This is a genomic window from Sporosarcina sp. FSL K6-6792, from assembly GCF_038004885.1.
GTDB lineage: Bacteria > Bacillota > Bacilli > Bacillales_A > Planococcaceae > Sporosarcina > Sporosarcina psychrophila.
Genome location: NZ_JBBOSA010000001.1, coordinates 3,589,711 through 3,614,474, shown reverse-complemented (window position 1 = coordinate 3,614,474; position 24,764 = coordinate 3,589,711). Strand labels below are relative to the sequence as shown.

Annotated in this window: 15 protein-coding genes; 7 read left to right on the top strand and 8 right to left on the bottom strand. The window is 37.3% G+C overall.

What is annotated here, in order from left to right:
* Positions 1–197: 197 nt before the first annotated feature.
* Complete coding sequence (locus MKZ26_RS17620) at positions 198–899, bottom strand: glucosamine-6-phosphate deaminase (RefSeq protein ID WP_340767681.1); 702 nt, start codon at positions 897–899, stop codon at positions 198–200.
* A gap of 655 nt (positions 900–1,554) precedes the next feature.
* Between MKZ26_RS17620 and MKZ26_RS17615 the strand changes: the two genes are divergently transcribed.
* The 3 genes from MKZ26_RS17615 (at position 1,555) to MKZ26_RS17605 (ending at position 4,574) form a co-directional block, all read left to right on the top strand.
* On the top strand, positions 1,555–2,067 hold the full coding sequence (locus MKZ26_RS17615; RefSeq protein ID WP_340766962.1) for an Ig-like domain-containing protein: 513 nt from the start codon (positions 1,555–1,557) through the stop codon (positions 2,065–2,067).
* 777 nt (positions 2,068–2,844) lie between these two features.
* The gene (locus tag MKZ26_RS17610; RefSeq protein ID WP_340766961.1) at positions 2,845–3,189 is read left to right on the top strand and encodes a hypothetical protein; all 345 of its coding nucleotides are present in this window, start codon (positions 2,845–2,847) and stop codon (positions 3,187–3,189) included.
* Positions 3,190–3,746: 557 nt separating this feature from the next.
* Positions 3,747–4,574, top strand: coding sequence for a hypothetical protein (locus MKZ26_RS17605; RefSeq protein ID WP_340766960.1), 828 nt, complete (start codon positions 3,747–3,749; stop codon positions 4,572–4,574).
* 908 nt (positions 4,575–5,482) lie between these two features.
* Here the strand turns inward: MKZ26_RS17605 and MKZ26_RS17600 are convergent.
* Positions 5,483–7,564, bottom strand: coding sequence for a DUF262 domain-containing protein (locus tag MKZ26_RS17600; RefSeq protein WP_340766959.1), 2,082 nt, complete (start codon positions 7,562–7,564; stop codon positions 5,483–5,485).
* Positions 7,565–8,365: 801 nt separating this feature from the next.
* On the opposite strand from MKZ26_RS17600, the gene istA reads away from it, so the two are divergent.
* From istA to MKZ26_RS17585, 3 genes are all read left to right on the top strand, one after another.
* Complete coding sequence (istA, locus tag MKZ26_RS17595; RefSeq protein WP_340767593.1) at positions 8,366–9,913, top strand: IS21 family transposase; 1,548 nt, start codon at positions 8,366–8,368, stop codon at positions 9,911–9,913.
* Positions 9,910–10,656 carry an IS21-like element helper ATPase IstB gene (istB, locus tag MKZ26_RS17590; RefSeq protein ID WP_338655207.1) on the top strand — a complete coding sequence of 249 codons (747 nt, stop codon included), beginning with the start codon at positions 9,910–9,912 and terminating at the stop codon, positions 10,654–10,656. The genes istA and istB overlap by 4 nt, the downstream gene beginning before the upstream one ends.
* Positions 10,657–11,319: 663 nt before the next feature.
* Positions 11,320–11,886 (top strand): tyrosine-type recombinase/integrase, encoded by a 567-nt coding sequence (locus MKZ26_RS17585; RefSeq protein WP_340766958.1) that lies wholly within the window; start codon positions 11,320–11,322, stop codon positions 11,884–11,886.
* A 383-nt stretch (positions 11,887–12,269) separates the two neighbouring features.
* Here MKZ26_RS17585 and MKZ26_RS17580 read toward each other — a convergent pair whose 3' ends face one another.
* The 3 genes from MKZ26_RS17580 to MKZ26_RS17570 all read right to left on the bottom strand — a co-directional run bounded on the left by MKZ26_RS17580 (position 12,270) and on the right by MKZ26_RS17570 (position 14,621).
* Positions 12,270–12,536, bottom strand: a complete 267-nt coding sequence (locus MKZ26_RS17580) for a hypothetical protein (RefSeq protein ID WP_340766957.1) — start codon at positions 12,534–12,536, stop codon at positions 12,270–12,272.
* A gap of 165 nt (positions 12,537–12,701) precedes the next feature.
* The gene (locus tag MKZ26_RS17575) at positions 12,702–12,989 is read right to left on the bottom strand and encodes a hypothetical protein (RefSeq protein WP_340766956.1); all 288 of its coding nucleotides are present in this window, start codon (positions 12,987–12,989) and stop codon (positions 12,702–12,704) included.
* A gap of 135 nt (positions 12,990–13,124) precedes the next feature.
* On the bottom strand, positions 13,125–14,621 hold the full coding sequence (locus MKZ26_RS17570; protein WP_340766955.1) for a CAP domain-containing protein: 1,497 nt from the start codon (positions 14,619–14,621) through the stop codon (positions 13,125–13,127).
* A 665-nt stretch (positions 14,622–15,286) separates the two neighbouring features.
* Between MKZ26_RS17570 and MKZ26_RS17565 the strand changes: the two genes are divergently transcribed.
* Positions 15,287–16,696, top strand: a complete 1,410-nt coding sequence (locus tag MKZ26_RS17565) for a Mu transposase domain-containing protein (protein ID WP_340766954.1) — start codon at positions 15,287–15,289, stop codon at positions 16,694–16,696.
* Positions 16,697–17,495: 799 nt separating this feature from the next.
* Here MKZ26_RS17565 and MKZ26_RS17560 read toward each other — a convergent pair.
* The 3 genes from MKZ26_RS17560 to MKZ26_RS17550 form a co-directional block, all read right to left on the bottom strand.
* Positions 17,496–17,786, bottom strand: coding sequence for a hypothetical protein (locus tag MKZ26_RS17560; protein WP_340766953.1), 291 nt, complete (start codon positions 17,784–17,786; stop codon positions 17,496–17,498).
* A 377-nt stretch (positions 17,787–18,163) separates the two neighbouring features.
* Entirely contained in the window at positions 18,164–20,389 is a 2,226-nt protein-coding gene (locus MKZ26_RS17555) for an Ig-like domain-containing protein (protein WP_340766952.1), read from the bottom strand.
* A 94-nt stretch (positions 20,390–20,483) separates the two neighbouring features.
* Positions 20,484–23,999: an S-layer homology domain-containing protein gene (locus tag MKZ26_RS17550; RefSeq protein WP_340766951.1), complete on the bottom strand. Its 3,516-nt coding sequence runs from the start codon at positions 23,997–23,999 to the stop codon at positions 20,484–20,486.
* Between the last annotated feature and the right edge of the window lie 765 nt (positions 24,000–24,764).

Sequence of the window (24,764 nt, the reverse complement as noted above, 5' to 3'; positions counted from 1 at the left end):
AAAAAGAATTAAAAGATGGAACGCCGTCCGCAAAGAAAGTCGCACGGCGTAGAGCAAGGGAAAAGGTGGAGATAATATCAAAACCTTACCTATTGCTCTATTCAGCACGTTATTGGCCGCTACTTACATGGTTTGACGTTCAATCCTAGTCAAAAAAAGCCCCCTAAAGGAATGAATATCTCTAGAAGGCATCTTACTTATTCAGCTAAATTCTTTATATCCGTAATAACCGTCACATCTCCATGCCCCATAAGTGCAGTCACCGGATAATCCACAGTCACTGTTCCTTCCAACAGCCTTTCAAGAGCAAAGCGCTTTCGCTCGCCCAATGCAATTAGAATGATCTTTTTCGCTGCTAAGACCGATGAAATACCCATCGTCAATGCAGTAGCGGGTATCGGTTCATCATTGTCGAACATGGTACTATTTGCACCAAGTGTAGAGTCTGTTAACGTCTCCACATGCGTAACCGAATCAAATGATGTACCTGGCTCATTAAACGCAATATGCCCATTCTCTCCGATGCCAAGAAGTTGAACGTCTAGCGGGAATTCACTGAGAAGTTTCTCGTATAATCCACATTCCTCCTCAAGTTTTTCAGCAACACCATTTGGAATATAGGTATGTTTAAATTTCTTCTTGCTAAATAAATGAGCTTGCATGAAAAATGCATAACTGTTCTTATTTCTATCATCGAGCCCAACATATTCATCGAGATTGAATGCTGTAACCTTTTCGAATGATAGATCCGAATTGACCAATGCCTCATAGATAGGAATCATTGTGCTTCCCGTCGCAAGACCGAGTACATTTAACTTTCCTTTACCCAATTGTTCTTTTAAAATTTCCAAAACATGCTGTGCCGCTTGTTTTGGACCCTCAACCGTAATAATCGTCATACTCATTATTTCCCCATCCTTCCAAGTCTATAAATTTATACTCATGAACGATGCATGTGTAAAACCATTATAACTCTCTCCTGCCCTTCCACCATCATATTCGACCCCGAATTCAGAAAAAGCCCTTCTACAAACAACCGCTCACTCACTCCCCCGTCTTCTCCATGCGGATAGAACTTACACTCCTCAAACAAAGGGTGCAATGCACCGACTTCCACACTGGACGTACTTCGATGTTCTAAAGCATCCATACCCCGTAAAGCGTGAGCACCTAATCCGCGTCTAACGTTACTGCAGTCAACCATCGATTCTAATACGTTCCTTCAAGCGCAGGCAAAAAGTGAACACCTTCAATTCCACCTAACGCCTCAACATAGCGGTCAAATACTTCAAGCTGTAGCAGGATATTCGGGGATATATGCCTCCCCCTAAACCAAGTACCTCCACCAGTCTTAGGGCTTCGGCTACCCCTAGGGGCATTACCGCCCATTTTCCATTTAATGATTTTTAGTTAAAAACTAACTAGTATTCATGACTATATTCACAGTAAAATAGTAACGTATTTCCGAGAACAAGGAGGATAATTATGAGGTTAGTAAAAATGGTCGTTTGACTGTTAGTAGCCAATTTAGTTTTCACAATGGGGTGCACGAAAGTGGCAAATGCTGCTGTAAATGATTGGATTACACTGCCCGAGATGAAGGATATCGACTCATCTAAAATATTTTCGGTGACTTTTAATAAATTAGTGGCTATAGAGGACATTGATGGTATTGTTATTTTTCAGGGTGGTAATTTTGTCCCAGTTGAAATTACTGTCAACGGTAGACAGGCATTTGTCAAACCGTCACATCAGTTCATACCGAACACGACTTACGAAATGAGAATTTTCATTGGGGACAGGAGATACAAAATGAATTTTGAATCAATCGGTTCAACCGAATCAGGAGGACTGATTTACGAAGGTAAAAAGGATGTCAGAAGTTATTTTGCAAATGATCAACTTATCAAAGGCATCAATCATTATATAGTAAACCTAAAGGAAGGATATCCTATTAATATTTATGTGACTAATGATTATGAGCAAAGATATGGCAAAGGCTTTGCTTATGAAGAGATGCTATCCATGATTAAATCAATCGAAGCTAAACGGAAAGCGAAACCTTAAACTACTCAATTGGGCACTTTGAATATATTCTTCTATACCAATGAATCGAATACAGCATTACCTTCAGATGTCCTGGCACAAATTGGCTCTCCTTATGGGAATAATGGAAAAGTTTCTCCAACAGAAATGCTTATGAATAGCAGCAAGATGCCGTATGAATTCCGAACTTCTAATGTCCATGAATTCATTCATTACTTTGATTATCAAACAGCGATTAATGAATCCAAAAATATTAGAATCTATGAGAAATAATGGGCCCCCGACTACCGATTTTGGCTACTGGAAGGTGGAGCTGAATACGCTGGTTATTTCTTTTATGATTATCCAAAAAACAATAAAAATGGATTAACAACAGACTTTATACAGCCCACCAAGGAATCTATTTTAGCTTATGCAAAGGCACAAGGCGGGAATAAAAAGAACCTTCTCTATAATATAGAATTAGATTCTTTTGATGATATCTACAAAGCAAGTTCAAATAATTAAGGCATCTCTCTGTCATTATTCTGGTACCTCTCTGAACAAAATGGCTATGATAAGATCTATGAATATACACGTTTTATTACAGAGGTTTTCGAGGGTAAAATCACTATTTCACAACAAGAAAAAGAAAAATTCGCGAAACAGTTCTTCGGTAAATCTGAAAAACAAATTCTAATCGACTGGCTGATTTTCTTCAATTATTTTGATGGAGTACTTCAAGAATATAAAGAAACTACCACAGGTACTGCGAATCATATTTTTCAAAAAGGTAATTCGTTAGTTCCGTTGGGTTTTATGGGAGATTTCGGTATTCAAAATAATGGAGATTATGGTTTTGCTGTCAACATCGCTGAATGGATCCCTGAGATGGAAGATGGACAGGCTCGATCATTTTCAGACAAATCTACAACTACTTTCAAATTAATTGCCACTGGAAAGGAGTCTATCAACGTAAACCGGACAAGTAGTTTCTATACTGGCCACCTTACAAATGGACAGCAATTATATGCAGTTAACTATACAATTTCAGCATCAGAACAGGCACAGCTCATTAAGGGCACTACCTATAGTCTTCAACCAATTAATAATGATTCAACTTATAAATGGGTCATCCCTGAGAGCTTAAGTTCCACTTGGTGATAGCCCTAAGACATTAAACCCCATATTTTCTTTTGGTTATTACAGACCATCATGGCTACTCATGGCTACTCATGGCAATTACTCTATACAAGTGAACTCACTAAAGTAAACAGAAGAAAGTCCCATTTCTAAAAGGCCTTTCTTCTATATTATAACTTCGTGTATTACTTCCCCATGCACTCTTCAAAGCAAATTCAACGGATTCCGAAAATGATCCACGACCAGATGCTTTGCAAAATACACGAAGAACAGTTCTTTCGACTGCTCATGTATAGGCAAATATAAGTTCTTCCCCCCCTTTCACCTTCAGAAAGTAAATAACACTCTCTTCCAAGCCAACATGGTTTCTTTCCAATGTACGACAGGACTTAGAAGCGAACCCGTATAATAGAGAACACTAAAAAGAAGATGATAGCCAGGATGCAATTGTTGCTTTAGAGTAGCTAGTATTGAATCGGACATAGGGATAGTGAGTACAGATATCTTAAATACGCCTATAGACTTTTCTATTTCCAAAATGTAGTATTATAGTAAATTGAAAGGTGGATGAATAGAGAATGTTAAATAAACTTATTAAAGTTAGTTTACTAGTTGTTTTGCTGTTTGGAATCAGTTCTTACAACGTTACTACGGCAAATGGAGAAACAATAGTTATGTGGGATAAGACCGAATTTAAAGCTGGTCAAATAGGGAAAGTTACAATATTAGCTAATACGCCTTTAGTAAAGTTAGGAAGTGACGGTAAATTAACTACTGTACGAACTTTGAAGAAAGGTGAAGGATATAGAGTGTATCAATATAAAAAACAGAATGGGGGGTTATATGGTATAGGCGGAGGTAGTTTTATACATAAAAATTCTAAAGTAAAGTATGAAACACCTTCAAAAAATCAACTTGTTTCGATAAATAGAGTATCAGGTGGGCTTGCTCCGAAAGCTGGATTAAATCTTACATATTACCCGGATTTCATTGACGAAGCAAAAAGAAAGTTTTCCGTTTCCAAAGAATCTTATGGAGGTGAATACTCTGTTTTCCTAAACCATAAAGATCCTAACACGCAAGGATACGCCTATATAGAACGTAGCAAAGGTATTATGATGGGGGTCAATGAAACAGACTGGATATTATTTGATTTAGCATACCCAATGATTGAAGGGAAACAAACGAAATCATTTTACCTCAATGAAAACTGGGAGAGTAGTTTTGAATATGTAGATGTAAAAAGTACAACAAGCACTGTCACTGTAAAAGCTGGAACATTTAAAAACGTCGTAATTATCCAATACCCAAGTGGTAGTAAATATTACTTCGCCCCTGGCTACGGTGTCATTAAAGCTGCAGATTCAGACGGTAAAATCGTAACAGAATTGATTTCCATAAAATAACAGTTCGGGCTTACTGTTTAATAAGTAGTGGACGTACTATTTCTGAAATGTCATCAAAGATATATTAGGAACATATGGATTTCTTTTTAGTTGTGCGAAAGTATGGATATCCAGCATAATTAGGCTCCTAAAAAAAATTAAGCCCTGATTAATCTTAATCAGGGCTTCGAAGTTTTATTATTGTGGCATTAAGATTCAATTTCCTGCTTTTCTTGAAGCCTCTCCCTGGCGGAGAAGCAAGGAGTTACCGTCCGAACACCATTTCGATTGATTATAACTTATATACTCTACATTATCTTTTAACACTATGGTGTCAATTGAACATCCGGCGTTCTCACCTATTACCTTATACTCGAATAGAAATTAGTTAGTTTACTATTCCGAGTAGTTTCGCGCGCAGGTATTATAAATTTTTTCCGCAAGTAAAAACAGCAAGTTTATGTACCACTGCGCCAACACAATTCAGACAATTAATTCCCATTGATGCGGGATAGGTTGTTAAACGAGAGTCAGATCACCCATTAAGGGATCAAAGGAGCGTCTCCGATTAAATAACCTATATCATAATAGCGGTAAGTGTGGTCAGAATTGTGTTAGAAACCGGCATTCTACACTACCATCGCTGTGTTAATTTGTTCGAAATGTTATTATGTGATAAGAAGCTGTTTAAATGAAAAATGCAAAAAACCAACATTTCAATATGTAGTTTAACCAGTCTTTAGTCGATGGGTTGGATGCTTAATAAATATGTAATTGTATAGAATTGTCGAAGTAATGTCACGCACTGCTGCCTAAAATTAAAGGGAAAAAGTAGTCTTGAAGAAATATCGACAATTCTACTTTTTGTGGTAGCGAATTCGGAAATAGTCAAACTGTTAATAACTCCAAAAGAAATAATTAATCTGAAACTATTTGATAAAGAGTAGTTTTTCTTTTGACATATCGTTCTCAAATTCAATATTCCATCGTTTTTCTAGGAACGTTAATAATTTCATTCCACGTTCTTTTATACTTATTGGTGTCCATTCCCGATAAGTAGATACCTCTATTTCCGAATGTGATCCATCTGAGTATCCATTTCTAATTTTCTCTCCATTTATATTTAATTTCGGATTCTTTTTCTGTTCAAAACAGTCGTTTTGCAACGAACTATTAATTGATGTTGAAAGCAACAGTAGATTTCCTAATGATCCTTGATAATAAACCTGATCTTCAATAGGAATCATTTTGAAATTTTCGAGCCATTCATCATGTTTTGGGGTCTGTGGATAGATATGCTCAATTGAAATTCGATCTTTTGGTGATTTCAATAAATCATCCCATTGAACTTTTTGCTGACGGCTTCCAGCTAGCAATGATAACTCATATTCGTAAAGAAAATAGCGAAGACCATGCCACCCATAATATCCACGTCCATCAGTTTTATTAAATTTCTTTTCAATGAACTCATAAAACACTTTTTCATTGAATTTCCCACTTTCATTAAACAAATAAGTAGAAGCGTTAACCAATTTATCTTCAATGCTTTTAAGGTCTATTTCTCCTTTATCAAACTCACGTGCAGCGTTATAAAACTCACTGTCTTTATAATTTCTACGAGCTTGCCCTAATCGGAATACTAGAAAGATAAAACGCTCTATACTATTGAAAACTTTCACTCTTTCATCAACATCTGGCTCTTTTTTCATGATTGCCATGATGAGCGGTCTAAAATATCCCATTCCAATTCGGTTCAATCTATCAAGCGAGTTCTTTTCTTCTAAGGTAAGTTCGGTTGCAAGTTCAGGATAGTGCGAATTGAACCAATGTACAGCAGACTCTTTCAAGCTATGTACATAACTTTTTATTTCCAGGGGTTGAAGCTGGGCTCTTTGTTCAATTATCGGTTCTTGTTGTATCTCACTAGCCTCATCATCATTTTCAATGATTTCAAAATCAGTTCTATGCTCTTCAGGAGCTTCTAATTTCACTCCCTTTTCGATATTTTTATAAATTTTTTGCGGTGAAAATTGCTCATCAAGTAAATACTTTATATAATCATTTCCCTGCTTTCTAGAATATTTAAAATACATTATCCAATGTGCTTTCAGAAAGTCATCATCATTCAAAGGATGCTTGTCATTTCTTCCTAACTGATGATAAGTCTCTTTCCATGCATCATTAATGTCATTTCGAATATTAATTCGGTCCGCCGTGTCGAGATCCTGAATCTCATATAATGTTGTAAGGTAAATTAAACGATTTTTGAGAAGTTCCAGATCCGAGAGTTTTTTCCCCCGGTTATTCATTGTTTCAAATGCGACAAAGACATCAAATTCATCTTTGATAATAAATTCATTGAACAAAAAGTTCTTGGTTAATTTTCGATAAATTTTCTTAAGACCTTCCATTTTTTCTTCCTCATATAATTCTTCTAATTGCTGAATAAAATAACTCTTTGCATTTTTTAAATTCAACGTGTAAAATGTTTCTTTTATCGTTCCACCGTTGGGTTCGTTTAATATTCTATGACGCATAAATTCATCGCTAGGGTTATCCTTGGCATACCCGAACTTATAAGTTCTGTATTGCGTTTGAGTAGGCTTCAGCTTATAAAGGTAGCGATTTATAATTGCTGCAAGACTAAGGCTATTCGTTATGTAGATGTCTTTAGGGTCTTTTTCAGGATTCAATTTCATAACAACATTGATAAATGCTTGCAAAAAAATGACAACTGTTGTTAATCTCTGCTGTCCATCTACAACTTCATACATTTTATAAGAGTGATCCTCTATCAGCCAATATTCATTATCTTCCTCAGCAATTTCGTTCTCTTTCATTTCCCGCATAGTTAATAAACCCGTATAGTGTGATCGATCATCTGAAAGATTAATTAGATCCTCCCAGAAATCTTTTAGCTGATCTTTTCCCCACGCATACCCTCTTTGATAATCAGGAATACGAAATACTTTTTCTTTAAAAAGACTGTCTAATGCAATTGGTTCCCTCAAATTAATATCCTCCAATACTTATGAATTGCTGTAACACAAATGAAATCTGTACTAAAACATGTCTTAGCAATATAAACAGTTCTTATTTAATTCTACACATTTATTAATATCTTAATTCTATCACATCTACAAAAACGGTCGACTGATACACTAGAAAATTATTTACCTCCTTTGATTTTAAAAATGAATCAAAAAATGATTATGTGCAAATTTCAGGTGAAGCACAAACAAAAGAGTTTCATGATAAACAGGATATTGAAAAGTTTGTTGCCTTTGCAAAGCCTACTATGAAAGAGGAAAGAAGAATAATGCTATCTTTCTTTAACGAGGTATCCAAACAAATCCAAAAATGAAATACCAGATTGAATTCATCGCGTGTTATGTTAATTCGACATGTTAACAAAAGAAAAGATTCTGCGGGCGAATAATCACTTGTGGAATCTTTTTTCTTTGATAAAACATTTATAGTCAGCAAACGATTTTACGGCTAAGGAGAGTTTCCTTCGACTTGGTTTTAGTTTACCGTCTAAGAATGTTCCTTATCTGAATATAAAATTTGACCTACTCCATTATGAAAGTAGGTCTCTTTTGATTGTATATCTCACAAAATCAAATCTCCCTTCCTTCTGTAATGGAATGGGAAATACAGAGAGGAAGGAAGCGAGAGAGGGATAGGTGTAACCGCTATACTAAAAGAGACAGTTTTCGCTCGAATGCCTTGAACACTTTCGCCAACAATCATGCCATCTAGTAAGCTAGGATTATTAGTTTACTGGAGGTAAGGACTTGGAGGAAAAGTTAGTGTTATACATCGAAATTCAGCAACTATACAAACGGAAAATGAAGATTGCACAGATTGCAAAACATTTGAAAGTAACGCGTGGAACTGTTTATAAGTATTTGAATATGTCATTTGAGGAAGCACAAGAATATTTGGGGAATCCTTTGAAGAAACCTAAGAAATTGGATCCCTACAAGGATTGGGTTGTCGCATGGCTAGAAGAATACCCACATTTAAGTGCAGCACAAATTCAAGATTGGTTAATCGAGCGCTATCCTGATTTGGTAATCGGAGAAAGCACAGTTCGTACCTATGTAAAAGAGATCCGTGAGATTTATCAAATTGAGAAAAAAGCGATTGTTAGGCAATATGAGGCCGTTCCTGAACAGCCGATGGGCAAACAGATACAGGTGGATTGGGGAGAAACAAGACAGAAAACGACGACGAAAAAAGAAGTGAAATTATACTTCATTGCCTTTGTTTTAGCACATTCGCGGTATAAGTACATGGAGTGGCAAGACCGACCTTTCACTACGAAGGATGCCATTCGTTGTCATGAAAATGCCTTTCGCTTTTTGGGTGGTCGTACGGAAGAAATTGTGTATGACCAAGATCACTTACTATCAGTCAGCGAAAACGCTGGGGATATCGTGTTAACAGCAGAATTCCAAGCGTATGTAAAAGATCAAAAGTTCCGTGTTCATTTATGTCGAAAAGCCGATCCTGAATCAAAAGGAATGATTGAAAATGTAGTGAAATACATAAAGGGAAATTTCGCAGACAGCCGTGTTTTTAAAGATATTGAGGACTGGAATGAACGTGCGCTCCAGTGGTTGGAACGCACAGGAAATAAAAATGTGCATAACACAACAAAAAAGAGCCCAGTCGAAGTGTTTCTCGTCGAAAAGCAACACTTAGAACCAGTCTCTTCACTACTTTCAAATGAAAGTACACATGCATATATTATAACAAGAAATGTAGGCAAGGACAATACGATTCGCTTTGCGTCCAACCGTTACTCAGTTCCATTAGGAACTTATGGAGTATCACCAGAGAATCAGGTTGTTTTAGACATACAAGGTGAGCAACAAGATACGTTGGTTATTCGTAAGCAGTCAAACGGTGAAGTGCTGGCCGAACATCAAATTAGTAGCGAAAAAGGAAAGCTTATTCAAAATCGTAATCATACCCGAGACCGTTCTAAAGGAATTGAAGAGTTAAAGAAAACCGTCATTTCATATTTTGAAGAACAAGAAGACGCATTGATGTATGTGGACGAAATTTGTATGAAATACGTGCGTTATCGTAGAGATCAATTAATAATTCTACAAAAGGTGATTAAAGAAGAACCCGAATGGATTGATTCAGCACTTCAAAAGTGTATGCGTGAAAAATTATATAGTGCGAATGACTTTAGAGACGTAGTGCGTTACTTGAAGCAATCGAATCTAGAGGAATCAGCCCTACTCCATGAGCAACAGAATGTTTCAATGACTCCAACGAATATTCAAGTAGAAACACGCCCCTTAGAAACGTATACACGAATTCTAGGAGGGATTGTCTCATGAATAAAACGGTGAAAGACTTACAGAATCATTTTCGTCAGCTACGGCTGTCAGAAACGGCAGAGGAGCTCCCGCAGCTCCTTCGCGAAGCTGAAAAAGAATCATGGACTTACTTAGAATTTTTGGAAGCTATCACATCATTTGAGCTAGGCAAACGCGAGGAAAAAAGTATAGGACGTCGTATTAAATGGGCGCGCTTCCCCTACATTAAAACGTTACAAGAATTTCAAGTAGAGGAGCAAACAGCTCTTACATCTCGTCAACTGACACAGTTACAAGAGTTCAGCTGGTTAGAGCAGCAATACAACTTAATCTTATTAGGCCCACCTGGTGTTGGCAAAACATTTCTAGCGATAGGGTTAGGCTTAGAGGCTATTCATAAAGGGTTCCAAGTGTACTTTGTGACAATGGGAGAATTAATTCAGCTTCTGAAAACCCAAGAATTTGCGCATAAATCGCAGGTTCAAATGAAACGACTTCAAACATCTGATTTAGTGATTATTGATGATTTAATGTACATGGCAATGGATCAGCGTGAGGCAAATCTATTCTTCCAGCTCATCAATTATCTATACGAACGAAGTTCGATTATTCTAACGTCGAATAAGAGCCCAGAACAATGGACGGAGTTAATGGGGGATCAAGGGATTATGACAGCCATTCTAGATCGGCTGTTACATCGTGTCGAAGTGATTCACATGAATAGTGATAGCTATCGAATGAAAAATAGGCAGCATATATTTTAAGCGAAAGTGTTCATTTCAAACGAGCAGAAACTGTCGTTTTGACCTTGACGGTTACAATAGGGGGAAAACATCCCCTTTCTCGTGTGTTTGGAGGTTATATATGTACTTTATCACCGTTAGATCAATAAGCGAGATACAAAACTAAAGAAGAAGATGTCTAAATGAGCCAGTAACGGCAATGGTCAGAACGGTTAGATGATCTAATTGAGGAAAGCCAGATATAAAATAGAGGAAATAAAGAAATTTCCCCAAATAATAATTGTATCTCCTTACATGGATTATATTCAACCCTTTTCAATACCTTTAGTAAGCTAAAAATTGAAATGCGAGAGAGGCAATCACTGCCTGGAAATATACTATGAGCAGATTAGTTCAGCATTAATTGCCATGGGAATTTACACTGGGAGTCGGGGATGGAAACCTTGACGTGGCAGGCCAACACGTGTAGCTGCTTTCCCTGCTTGGGACTCAGCCCGTAAAGACTCAGTGTCAAGTTATTATCCAACGCATCCTGCTTTGTGGTCATTCCGCTAAAAACCAATCCCTTACCCGTTGACACGCTTCCCAATTTGCTAGTAAAAGATTTCGGAGTTAAACGTTTGAATAACAAAAAATACCCCAATACTAATTCTAATAAAAATTAGTTTGGAGTGTGATTGTTCGATGATATTTGGAAAGACGAATAACTTCTTTTCCGTTCATGCGATTAATGAAATTCTGAAGACCATTGACTTGGCAGATAAAACCGAAAGACAGCATTTTGTTCTACTATCGTTATTGTATGAAACCGGAGCTAGAGTAATCGAAATGACTACTGTTCAAGTCGAGGATATTGATTTAACAGATACGCCTCAAATTAAACTGAACTCTATGGGTACAACAAGGAAAGTGCCACTGTCTAGCCAACTTACCAAATTGATAGAGCAACACATTAAAGAGAATGACTTAGTGGGCAATCAAAAGCTTTTCTTTACCGAAATGAATATTTCAAGTGCTGACTTATGTAGACGTCTTCACATCTATATCAAAAGGGCGAGGATTAATAATCCTTATTTAATTCCGGATATTGATACCATTAATGGGTTTAGAATCAGCAGAGCTAATCATCTATATCAAGCTGGTTTGAGCATTGAAGATCTTTTTTCTATTCTTGGTCATACTTCTATCTCCCAAACAAAAAGATATATCGGAATTTTTTACCGAACATTTCCGGAAAATAAAATCTCGTAATATTACACCACACTTACATATACAGTATAATAAGTGTGTGATAATTTACAAGGGTTTATGAAAGACACTGGTATTGTACTCAGTTGTCAAAACAGTGTCTGAGTTGCGTGAGTGCCTGACACCGGATGTTTTGTCTATCTCACGAAATCTCCCTTCCTTCTGTATTGGTAAGGCAAATACAGAGATGCGAGATTAGCCAGATATAAAAAAAGGAAAGGAAGCAACTTTCAGAAAAACGAAGTAATTGTATCTTCAAGAGAGCATTATATTCTTTTTTCAATATCTCTAGAGAGCTTAAATATTGAAATGCGAGGTAGATACCATATTGCAACCATTACACATGCACTACACTATAAGCACAGTAGTCTTTTATCCACTTTTTCTTATCCTCTATTTCCTTTCGCAATAATCGTTTCTAAAAAAGCCTCCCATTCAGTATCTTCAAGATAGAATAAGTCGAGATAACTGACATCCACCTCTTTCCCCAAAAAGTTCTGTTCCTTCATTATTCTCTTTCCGTATCCTTCGTTTTGTGCTGAATACATATGTTGCAGATTCGATATCAATTGGTTAAACCGCACATCGGGTTGTTGCTGCCAGATGACATCGATCAATGACAAGACTCTTTGAATTCGGGCTTTTTCTCTCATATATTGTTCCTCGTTTCCTTTTTGTTTATTATAACAAAGAAGAGAAGGTGAGGACGCCTTCTTGATGTTCTGACAAATTAATCCCTCTATAGTTTATCTATTTTAACGTTTTTCTCAATCACTTTTCTCATGATAATCATTTCCTTTGATATACAGTTACATAAGTTAATTGAACCTAACCATCCGAAGTGAGAATTGTGTTTTAGCTTCCTCTTGTTGCTGTTCTTCATTTGTGATGGCTTTATCTAAATGAGCAATCATTCTATCAAGTGAAGCTAACCCATTCCATTTGTTATTTTCTAAGAGGGTTTCGACAATCCTACCTTTTCCTTCGGGTGGGCTCGTTTGGCATGACGAAATCGACCTCTTCAGCTGTTCTACTTCTTCTTTAGTCTGCACATCACTCAGGTCTTGTTGAACCTTGGCTAACCGTTCTAGCCAATTAATTCTCATGAGTACCTCTTCTTTTTCATCTACTCTAAAACGAAATTCTTTAGCGTCATCTATTACGTTTTGTAAAGCTTCAGAAGACACATAATTTGTAGGGACAAAAAAGGTTCTCATGAGAGAACCTTAACTGTCATTGTCCTATTGGTTAATTTTAGCCTTGTATGTGTCATACCCCTTCAAGAATGCCGCAATGTGTGATCTTTGAAGTTTGTCAGTTGGCCCATATGATTCATATGTTTTAGGAGCAACGCCGTTTACCGAATAACCGCTTGATAGGTTAGCTTCGTACATGAATTTGACTGCTTGTTGTTCGGTTACTACTTTTCCGTAGTGCTTCGATGCTAGGATTTGTGCCATTTTACCACGTGTGATTGGTTGGTTACCCGCACTGCGTTTTACTAGTGAGCCTTTTGTTGGTAGCTTGTCTTTTGCCGCTAGTTGGTAATAAACGTTCGCCCAATCGCTTGGGTTGGACGATTTTGTTGCTTTAGCTTTGGCAGGGTCAGTGTAGCGGTATAGAATTGCTATGAATTGGGCTTCTGTTAGCGGGTCTTTTGGTTTGAGCGAGTTTTCATTTTTGCCTGTTTTAGGGTTCTTGATGATGCTACCACCGATTAGACCTCTTTGGAGCATCCATTCCATTGGTTCAGACCAGTATTCTCCTGTTTTGAAGTCAACGTACTTGGTGCCTAGGGTGTTGGATGGTGCTGTTGTTGGTGTTGTCGGGTTAGGGGTAGGCTTTGGTGTTATAGGAGTTGGTGTTATTACCGTTCCGGCTCCTTTAGGTTCTTTCATTGTTGTGAATGACCATGTTTTGTTAGCACGTTTGTCCCAGTCGTCGTAATCCACTGATACTGTGTAGGTTTCGTCGTACTTTAGTTCTTGCTTAGGGAAGAAATAGATTGATTCTGATTTCTCGATGAAATAAGGTACGTTGTTGCCTTTGCTGTCATTGATTTTGGCTTTTAAAGTTGGTTGATTGGAACGTTCGGGTGTCATCATGATGATGAATCCGCTCTTCTCTACATTGAATTGTTTTAGTGGGTTTGGTGTCTCAACACCGTAAAACCCTATTCCTACATTCTTTTGTCCATTATAAGGGTAAACTACTTCTTTGTATCCGTCGCTGTTTTCCGTATGGCCCGTTATTGTTACTACTCGACCATCACGTCCTATACCTACATCTGTTGCTATGCTCGATAACAGTATTTCTCTGTGGTAAGCAGTAGTCATGAATGAATCTATTGCGGCTGTATAGTTTGTTCCTGTTCCAATTACTTCACTAGTGTACAATGTCATGTCTCCTGTCCCGCCAACCGCTTTTACACGCTCTGACGCATTATTACCTGTGAAGCCTTTTTTATTGGTTTCTTCTGCATGACTAACTACATTATGCGTTGTTTGGTACTTCGAATGGTTCTCGGCGGCTTTGCTTAGGTACGGGTTCAGTTTTACTGGGTTCAGCCCCGATGCTTGACGGATGCTGTTTAGGTAGTTTAGGGCTTCTTGTTGTTCGGCTGTGTACGTATAGTCGGTGCTCGCTTCGGTACTGATTGGTGCTGTCGTTACTATTACCACACTGCCTATCCCCAGGAGAAGGCTTAGTGCTAGACTTGATGCTATGATTCTTTTCATCTGTCGTTACCTCCTATTTTAGATACTTTGTACCATTAATATTAGACTATATACAAGATTATATCAATAACATCTTGGTTAGTTGATCCTATAATAGAAATTCCTGTTTTCAAAATTGGTGCGTATCAAAAAAAGTCAATGAATTCATACAATTGATTTTAAAAAAGATAGTTCGGTAGACAGCCATAAACCTGATTTTGATCGTATTATCATAAAATTGCATTGTATATTCCGAGTCTTTTCATGCAAAGGCACCTGAAATTTTGCCGGTTGCGGAGAGAACGATTTTTATCAGTATGGCCATAATAGCGACTTGAGCTGATTTATAACTTATCACCAAGACTCCACCAGCATGAGTCCCTAGCCAGGAAAGCAGCAACACGTGCTAGCGTGACCCGCCAAGGCTATTATTCCCGCCTCTCGGTGGTAAAGTTGTGAGTGTTAAGAATCTCCCCAATCATTGTATATCCTGTATACACATCTCACATGCAAGGAGCATTTCAACCTCTACGCATTCTCTCCATACTTTATGTTTTGTACTCACCCAAATCCCTTCGAATTCAATTGTTAGAATAGCGTCTTAGTAGAATTAGTGACTGACATCGTATGTTTATCCGCTCTTTCCTTAGATACTAGTAGACTATTAAGTAAAGGGAGAGATTCAATTGATACTAGAAGATGCTACATACGAAAACATTTTGCATTTTGTGCTAAAAGGAAAGGCTTACCGAGAAATTGCAGATATTTTGCATATATCAAAAAATACAGTTACAGATTTAGTAAAACGCCTTTCAAAAACAGGTAGCATCTTGCCCTTACAAAAAAGGGTATCCATCTATGATCCCGTTATCAATGAAATACAAGAACAAATTTTGGGTTACTTACAAATCAAAAAGATTTCAGTAGCAGGCCAAAAAACGGATAGTTTGAAATGTGATGAAATCCATTTACTACTTTTGGCACAAGGTTATAATATTACAAAAGGAAAAGCATTAGATTTAATCGCTCGTGGCAGAAAAGTTTTAAAAGAAAGTCATTTATCGATTGTTCATGTGCCTGGAAGAGCGGTGCAATTTGATTGGGGAACAATGAATATACAAATTGGTAAAGGAAAATCCCAAAGAATTTCACTGGCTGTATTTTCATTTCCATATAGTAACTATCGTAAGGCATATGTACTTCCTAACAGCGGCAGTGAATCATTTGTGCTTGCCTTCCAGCAATTCATCAAAGATATACAGGGGATTCCTCCACTTTTCGTCTTTGATAATATGAGAATCGCAAGAAAGTTCCATAAAAAAGAGGAAGGCATACAACTTACACAGCTGTTTGATGATCTAACAAAACACTATCATTTCGAAGCACACTTTTGTTCACCACACTGTCCAAACCAAAAAGGTAATGTCGAAAACAATGTCGGCATTGTTAAAAGTGCTATCAAAGACTCCTTTGTTACTAGCTTTGCTTCTACGGATGAATTCTCTGAATACGTCAACTTTCTTGTCGATGATTTAAATAAACGCAAGCATCCCCGAAAGTCTGACACATGCAAAAATCTGATACATCATGAAAAACTTGCATGGACAGAACTCCCTTCAAAAGATTATGTATATTATCGGAAAGATCATCGCAAAGTGAATAAACAAGGGATGATCAGCTTCAAAAACAACGCATATAGTGTTCCTGAATTATTCAAAGGTGCAAAAGTACCTGTTCACTTTTCTAGAAAGACGTTATATGTTTTTTCACCTGATGGAAGTGAAGTTATTGCAAAGTACGCCATTACCAACGTAAAGAAGAAACGTAAGCATCGCGTTTGGTATATGCTGCACAAACTCAAAGAAAAAGAAAATGGCTTCCTTGACAGTGAGGAATACAAATCACTCACCAAAGTAGAAAAGTACATCTTACATAAAATTTTCAAAACAGATGTTTCAACTTTCTTGGAGTTTCTAAAATTGATGAAAGGTCAATCTAAGAAAAAGTTACGCAAATTTATGGCTAGACAAAAGGAGGGTCATGATGTTGAAGAAATGACACCCGATATTCTGATCACAAAAATATTATGCTTATAAAGCATCTTGCTGATCTTTGAGAATTAAAAAAATGACGTGAATGATCAAAGGGATTTCTATGTCAAGATATAATAGTTGAATATTCAGTTACCAGTGACCAAAGAAAAAGGTCCTCAATTAAGAGGACCTTTTCTGTTTGTACCAAGTTAAGACAGGATTTTTCAATCTTTGGAATGAAATTTATCCACTCCTTTGTATTCAATCCAAATCAAGTTTACGATATCGGGATAGTATGCCTACACCTAGGTTAAAACATTAGTCAACTACGCTTTTAGGCAGTTGACTAATTCTAAATATTCTTATTGTACTTATTTTAGGGAAATAAGCTAAAAGAGAACCACAGACTGGGTTCCTTTGCTCCCACTTCTCGTATGTTACCACCGGTATTTTTATGAATAAACAAATCGTTAATGTAATTGTGAGAATCATCATATCTAACTTTGGAAATTAGATAATCCGCCCATTTTATGCTCATATACTTTCACCTCTCTCTCTATTTATTAATACGTATGAACCATGACAAAAGATTCATATCCCCAATTTTCATTTCATTAAATAGAGATTCAAAACCTTTTACTCTGAATTACATAAGTGACTGTGCACCTAGATAAAGAATCGACCTTTGAATACAACATTAACGGCCACCGGGATGCGTAGTATACGCACAGAAAAATAGAAACAGTCCCTCACCCAATTGCTCGGTCGAAGGGACTTGTTCTTTTTAGTATCGCACTCAATTATCAGAGTTCTGGTTGAATAGTATACGCTGACAGTGAACAGTCTATTGTTTGGCTCACAATTAAAAATGGAACAGATTGAGGATGTGATCGTCCGATTGCCGATGAACGAAAATGATGCTATTAGTTAAACACATGAAGAAAAAATACCCGCGGTCCAACTTCCCAAAGGAACTGCTTAAACAAGTTGTAGCCATCTTCTGGGCTTCGAATTGCACGATCCTTGTACAACAACTCGTTTCCTTCACCAACCGTAACGACACAATCTCCACTCGTTTAGCACGCATTCGTTTCTCCTCTTCCTTCACCATCAACAATTCCAATTGTTGTGCTTGTGATTTGTATATATTCATACTAATCTCCTCCTGAAATTAAAATAAGCCCTACCTCCGTTGATGGAAGTAAGGTATTTCTATTTGTATTCAGGAATATAATATATGAATGAAAGTGAAGTAGAAACGGAATGGAAGTAGCCTTGCCACTAATTTTAACTATTTCATTACAAATCAGATCATTTGAATGCAAAACCATTACATTCTTCACAGTTTCATGATTCCCGTTTAGTCGGTTTTAAAGAGGCAATAGTAGAAGTATTGAATGGTAGGCAAAAGAAAAAGCCCCTTGACCCATAAAGGATCAAAGGACTATATTCTTCGGTGTCATACGCAGCCCTCAGAATTGTGTCTGAGTTGTGTGAGTGACTGTCACCGGATGTTTCTAATACTCTTAATTATTTAGTTACAGTAACTGAACCAACAGTTGCTAATGCATTACCATTAGTATCTTCAATATCATTACCTTCAACGATATCTAGAGTAACTGCAGTAGAAAGAGTTGATAATGGTGCTGATAACTTGATTACATAAGTTTTAGCACTACCTGTTACAGTAATAGTGTCTGCAGTAGTAGAAGTACCAACAAATACTTCAAAGTCAGCATCATTTACATTTGCAACAGTTTCGCTGAATGTAACAGTAATTTCATCTTCAGCTGTTACTTCAGCAGAAGTAACAGTAGGACGAACAGTTTCTACAAATGTTAATACTTCATTTGTTTCCTCAATAACGTTACCAGCTAAATCTGCAACATTTTTAATTGTTAAGTAACGGTCTCCATCTAAAGATAGTGCACTATCTTTTAATGTAAGTACTACTGTTTTTTCGTCGCCATCAAAGATAGCAGACTTAAATACTTTTTCACCTTCTACAGTGTAGTTAGCGATATTAAGAGCAGTTGTAGCAGTAACATTCTCATTAAATACTAGAGTTACTTTATTACCATTAACTGCAGATGCTGCTACCCATGTAGAATCTAGTTCAGGAGCATCTTTATCAGTTAATTCTGCTTTACCAACTTGTTGAGTAACTACTTTAGCAGCAGAGATATTAGAGTCAGCATCAGCCACTAAACTTGCTGGTAAACTAAATTCATATTTCCCTACATTTAACCCTGTTAGGTCAATTTTAATAGCTTTTGCAGCAGTAGCAGTAGCATCTGTAGCATCATATGCACTTACAGCTGAACCTGAAGCAATTGAACCTGACTTAGTAACTTGTTTTTCATCTACATAAGAATAAGCTATAGCTGGATTAGTTGGAGTTACCTCTTCATCGTAATTTACAATTAGATATTGTACATTACTAATAGTTTTCACTTCATGGCTAACATATTTTGGAGCTGTAGTGTCAGCAACAAATTCAACTAATTTAGTATAAGCAGTACCTGGATTTCCAGCTAAGTCTGAAAACGCATCTATAGTAATAGATTTAATACCAGCTGTTAACCCAGCATCTGTAACAGTTACAACCGTACCAGTTTTATCAACTGTAGCATTGCCGCCAACAGATAAATCGATATCTGTAGCTGAACCAGCTGCATTAATATCAAATGTTCCAACTACTCCAGAAGTTGATTTGATTTTTTCAGAGAAAGTAATTTTCATTTCTCCAACTTTACTAGCTACAACTGAAGAAACTTTAGGAGCTACAGTATCGTTAACTGAATTTACAAGGGTAAATGTAACTGGGTTAGGAGAAATTAGGTTACCAACAGCATCTTGTACACCAATTAGAGTAACAGTGTATTCTTTATTAGCTGGAATTGAACCTGCATTAATTGTGAAGAATTTACCTGTAGCATCAATAGTTGCAGTTATAGCTCCTGTTACGGCACCAGTTTCATCTTTTAAAATAACTTCAGAAGAGGTGAATTTAGAAGTATCTACTGGTTCTGAAAATGTCACAGTTGCAGTTCCATCAGCTGCGTATTCAGTTCCTGTTACAGTTGGACGAGTAGTATCTTTAACCGTGATTAAAGAAGTAAAAGCTTTAATTGCATCTCCATCTAAATCTTCAATAGCAGTACCTACAGTAACAGCGTATTGACCTTTGAATGAGTTTGTTGCAGTTAAAGTTAATGTTTTACCATCTTCACTTAATTCTGGTGTTAATGTTCCTGGAGCAGTAGCTGTACCAACTGCAGAAATAGAAACTGTGTTCGCAATTAGGGCACCTGAAGCATCGATTACTGAATCTTCATCTACTGCTTTAGAAAAATTTACAGTAACTTCTTTAGCGTTAATCGCACTTACCGATTCAACTTTAAGTTCTCCTGTAACTGGTGTTACTTCATAACCATTCTTAGTTAATTCTCCATGTTGTGCTTCAAAATCTGCTTCTGTCATAACAATTTCTGCTAGTTGAGCATTAGTTGTTGCAAGAATTGCATCTTTTGCAAAGTATACTTTCCCACCAATAACCATTACTGTTTCAGGGTTTTTTAGTATAGCTGCTTTTTCAGGGTTTGTAGATGCTCTAAAGTCTGAGCCTGCTACAAAACTGTTATTCGTATAAAAACCGTCAGCTGCTACAGTTGATTCTGCAGCAAATGCAGCTACAGGAGTAAGTGCGGAAATTGCTAACGCAGCAGCCGCAGACACTTTAAAAGTTTTTTTCATTAATTAAAACCCTCCACTAAAATATATTTAGAATTAAGATTGTGAGTCTAATAGGCAACTATTAGACTCACAATCAAATTTTTACTGTTTTCTATTATTGAACAGTTACAGTGATTTTTTCGTTGTTCACTTTATTAAACACTCCGAAAGTTTCTCCTGGAAGAATAGTTTTCGAGAATTTATTGTCTACTACAGGAACTGTAATTGTCTTGTCTGCATCTCCATCAGTAAACGTCAATGTTACTTCTGAAATATTATCCTCAGCAACTGTACCTTCGATAGTGTAAGTATAGTTACCAATTAATGCTGATAGATCAGTTCCAACCGCTGTTGCAGTTGTAATAGTAACTGTTGCAGGTGCATCAACTACTATTTCTTTAAGACCAGCAGTAGCTACATCCAATGCTTTTCCAGCACTGTTAAGATCAGCTTGTGCAGGTGAAGAACTTGCAAGTACAGCACGTGCCTCATCGATAGCACTTTGTAAAGTAGCGATTGATGCTGCAGTGTATTTAGTAGTTTTAGCTACTTCAAGCTGAGCCGCTTCCTGTTTAACTAGTAGCTGTCCTCTTGTAACTGGAGCATCTACTTTAGGTGATAATTTTACAGAATACGATTTAGTCACTTTAGCATCACCTTTAGTGATTGTAGCTGTTAAAGTTACCGTTTCGTCTTTTGTAACTGGTTGAACTGTAGCAGTGTTACCAGCGATTGAAAGTAAACCGTTGTTTGATGTTGCCCATGCAACATTAACACCATTAGTTGAAGCTGTTAATGCGATCGTAGCACCAGGCTCTTGAGCCACAGTCGGAATCTCAATAGAATTAGCAACTGCATTTACGTCACGTAGGTTAATAACGCTGACAGGAGCCGTAACAGGCGCATCAGTTAGGATAGAAACAGTGATTTTGTCTCCATCTTTGCTAAGTGTTACTTTGTGTGTTTTCCCAGCAGCTAGAGCATTATTAATAGTTTCTTCAAATACAGCTTGGTCGATATTGTTTCCGTAGTAGTTTTTGAAAGAAGCACCTTTGTAGCTTACAAAGTCTTTTCCTTCAAATTGAATTTCTTTATCTTTTGTATCAATGCTTGTTATTAGACCAGTGTGAAGCACACCAACATCTTTAGTAGATTTGAATGTTGCTTTAGCTGTATGGCTATTAAGATTAATTGATTGTAGTCGGTTGTTGTTGTTGTTCCAGTTGTTATTATTAACAATAGGTTCAGCAGTTCCGCGTGCTTCTACACGTACAGAAGTTGTTTTATTGTCTACAGATACAACTTCAATTGTTGGAGTTGTAGAGTTTTTACGTGTAACTGTGATGCTACGGTTTGGAGAAACAACTTCACCCTCAACTTTCACATCGTTACTTCCAGTATTCCATACTGTGAATGTTGCTTCAATGCGATCATAACCAGATGGAAGTGACATTTCTTTTCCGCTTTGGTTAGCAGCAGTAAATTTGAAGAATGCCGATTGAATACCAGTGAATTCTTCGTCTTCTTCAACTTCATTACCAGCAGAATCGAATGCAGTTACATTACCGTCAGTAAGTTTTGCTTCAGCAAAATATGTGATGTCAGCAACTTTTGAAGGTTCACCTTCGTCAAGTGTTCCCGTTTTAGCGTTGCTAGAATTGATGTCAAGCCAAACAACTGGAGTAGCATACTCTTTTACGTTAGCTGTTGCTGTAGCGATTATAAATGATCCTTCGCCTTTTGAATCAAGCTTAACAGATAGTTGTTGTCCATTACCTGGAGCATCTTTATGTTGAACACCATCTTTATTAGTAAAGATCGCAGAAGTATTGGTATTCATATTTCTATCAACAACTTCATTGAATGCTACGTTAACAGTTTCGTTAGCTGCAACTTTACCGTCTTTTGTCTTAACCGTAACTTTGTATTTACGACCATTAGCTAAACCAGTTGCAGCTTCTTCTCCGCCGTCACGAGTTACTTCGATTGCGTATGAAGATTGAACAGCACCGATTACTAATTGTGCAGCTTTAGCTTGAAGTTCAGTGTTTTCTAGACGTTCGTTACCAGAAACTCTGTTGTTTACTGAATCGTCTAGGAATACAATCGGAGTTGCTTTCGTATTCAAACCTGAAACAGTTAGAGTAGCTTCACCGTTGCTGTTTGTTGTTACAGTTACAGCTTCTGTTTTACCATTAGTCAACTGTGATGGATTTTTCCCATTAACAGTAGCATGTGTGATTTTGTCAATCGTTGTATCAACGTTTTCAGCAAATGTTACATGCAATTTTTGGTTAGCAACTGCTTTACCAGTTTTCGCATCTTTGTAAGTTACTTTGTAAACTTTGTTTTCGCCGTTGTTGATTTCTTCACCTTTTTTATCGTCTGCAACGATTGTTAGGATTGAGTCAACACCCCAGTATACTTTAGCAAGGCTACGTACAGATGGTGCACCAGTAGGGTAAACAGCAACATCGTCATTACCTGCTGCATATTGAGTATAAGAGTAAGTAGCAATACCTTCAGCGTTAGTAATTGCTTCTACTACTTGATCTTTGTTCAATTTATCGTCAGCTTTAACGTTGAAAGTTACAGGAACGCCTGCTTGTTTCACGTTGATGTCAGCTTTCAATGTTACTTCTTTACCAACAATACCTTGAAGTGAAGTAGTGTCTGTTGTGATTTTAGTTGGAACTACTTCAGAAATACCAGTGAATTTACCTAGCGTAGATTCGCCTGCTTTAAGTGTGTATTCTTTTCCGCCTTCTTGAGCAGAAGTTGTAAGAATAACAGTTTTGTTATCTGTTTGTTTAACAGCTGCGTTAGAAACTGTTAGACCTTCGATCGTGTATTTAAGAGCGTTAACGTCTGAAACTGCTTCTTTGAAAGCTACTTCAACAGTAGTAGCGTTAACAGCTTTAACTGATACTACGCCTTCTGCTGCTTCGCCAGCTACTTTAGAGAAGTCTGCGTTAATTGTTTTGTGTAGGAATGTAGCAAAATGTCCGCGAGTTGTAGAACCTTTTGGATTGAAAGTCGCTACTGCTGGGTTCGTGATATCAAAGAAATCAAGAACGTCGATAGCAGCACGTGCTTCAGATTTTGCAGCTGTAAGATCTTTTACATCACGTTTGAAATCTTGTCCAGCTACATATGTTGCTAAGTCGATATCTTCAACAGCATCGAATGCGCGTACAAGGACCATTGCCATGTTTTCACGAGTGATATTGTCAACTGCTAATAGTTTACCGTTACTTCCGATAAATACTTCAGCGTCTTTTACTACTGCAGCATAGTCAAGAAGTTCTGCATTTGACTTAGTAGTCAAATCTGTGAAGCGTGGGTTAGTTCTTGCATCTGCAGGAATAGCGTGCCCTTCAGTTACAAGCCATTTACCCATCATTTTAACAACGTCAGAACGAGTCAACGTTTTGTTTGGTAGGAATGTACCGTCTGAATAGCCTTTGATAACGCCTGCATCAGAAAGAGCGTTGATCGCTTCTTCGTGCGTGTTACCTTTCGTATCTTTGAAATCTGCCGCGCTTGCGATTGGTGCTACTGCGGATGCTACTAGTGCTGCTGATGCAGCCCCTACTAAAAATTTGCTGTACTTAGATGGTTGGTTAGCCATTGAATAATTTCCTCCTCTTAGATAGAAAATAAATTTGTGTCAACTACTTCCACGGCAAAATGAAAGATAGAAGTCATTACAGATTAAAGTATAGATAATTACGACAAGGATGTCAATTACAAGTTAGTAATATAGTAAATCCCTTTGGAAACATTACTAGATTCCTGAGCCGCTTCTACCATTCTATCGCATATCTGATATATATCAAGTATTTTACGACTTTTGGTTTAAAGTTACAGAACGATTTCAATTGTTAGTGTCTAGTTACTGCTGATTATGTATTTGGAATTTCTTGCGCGGTCTCCAGTCTTTTCGCCTTACCTATGCGTATTTAAGTGGGACTTACATGGTTTTCTGGGTCCACATAAACTTCAAATCCTTTTAATTTCTTCTGTTTTGAATTTATGGCGGAAAATGGTTTTCTTTCCAAAAGTGGAGGATTGTCATTCATTATTCCTAAAATAAGTGCCCTACACATTTCGGGGTCTAGTTCTAGGAATCCGATGCTCGGGAACTTTGGGTAGCAGTACTGGCACCAGGGGCTTGAACGGCGCCTTTCGCTTGTCTATGGTGTCTAGTTCCAGCGTCTAGCCCCTCGAGTCGCTTCAGTTTGAATCAATGGCAAAAAGAACCATTGCTTTCAAACCCTCCAGCGCTTGTCGGGGCTGAACATGCGCTTCCACCTTTCAGGTATGTCTAGGCTTCAGGAGTCAGATGCTCGGAGGCTAACAGGATGAGAGTTACGTAGACATTGCCGTAGGACGC

Coding starts and splice junctions, on each gene's coding strand:
- MKZ26_RS17580 (WP_340766957.1), bottom strand. CDS start 12,536: ATGAGAGAAAAAGCCCGAATTCAAAGAGTCTTGTCATTGATCGATGTC.
- MKZ26_RS17620 (WP_340767681.1), bottom strand. CDS start 899: ATGACGATTATTACGGTTGAGGGTCCAAAACAAGCGGCACAGCATGTT.
- MKZ26_RS17610 (WP_340766961.1), top strand. CDS start 2,845: ATGGGAGATTTCGGTATTCAAAATAATGGAGATTATGGTTTTGCTGTC.
- MKZ26_RS17555 (WP_340766952.1), bottom strand. CDS start 20,389: ATGAAAAAAACTTTTAAAGTGTCTGCGGCTGCTGCGTTAGCAATTTCC.
- MKZ26_RS17575 (WP_340766956.1), bottom strand. CDS start 12,989: ATGAGAATTAATTGGCTAGAACGGTTAGCCAAGGTTCAACAAGACCTG.
- MKZ26_RS17605 (WP_340766960.1), top strand. CDS start 3,747: ATGTTAAATAAACTTATTAAAGTTAGTTTACTAGTTGTTTTGCTGTTT.
- MKZ26_RS17570 (WP_340766955.1), bottom strand. CDS start 14,621: ATGAAAAGAATCATAGCATCAAGTCTAGCACTAAGCCTTCTCCTGGGG.
- MKZ26_RS17560 (WP_340766953.1), bottom strand. CDS start 17,786: ATGAATATATACAAATCACAAGCACAACAATTGGAATTGTTGATGGTG.
- istB (WP_338655207.1), top strand. CDS start 9,910: ATGAATAAAACGGTGAAAGACTTACAGAATCATTTTCGTCAGCTACGG.
- MKZ26_RS17550 (WP_340766951.1), bottom strand. CDS start 23,999: ATGGCTAACCAACCATCTAAGTACAGCAAATTTTTAGTAGGGGCTGCA.
- MKZ26_RS17585 (WP_340766958.1), top strand. CDS start 11,320: ATGATATTTGGAAAGACGAATAACTTCTTTTCCGTTCATGCGATTAAT.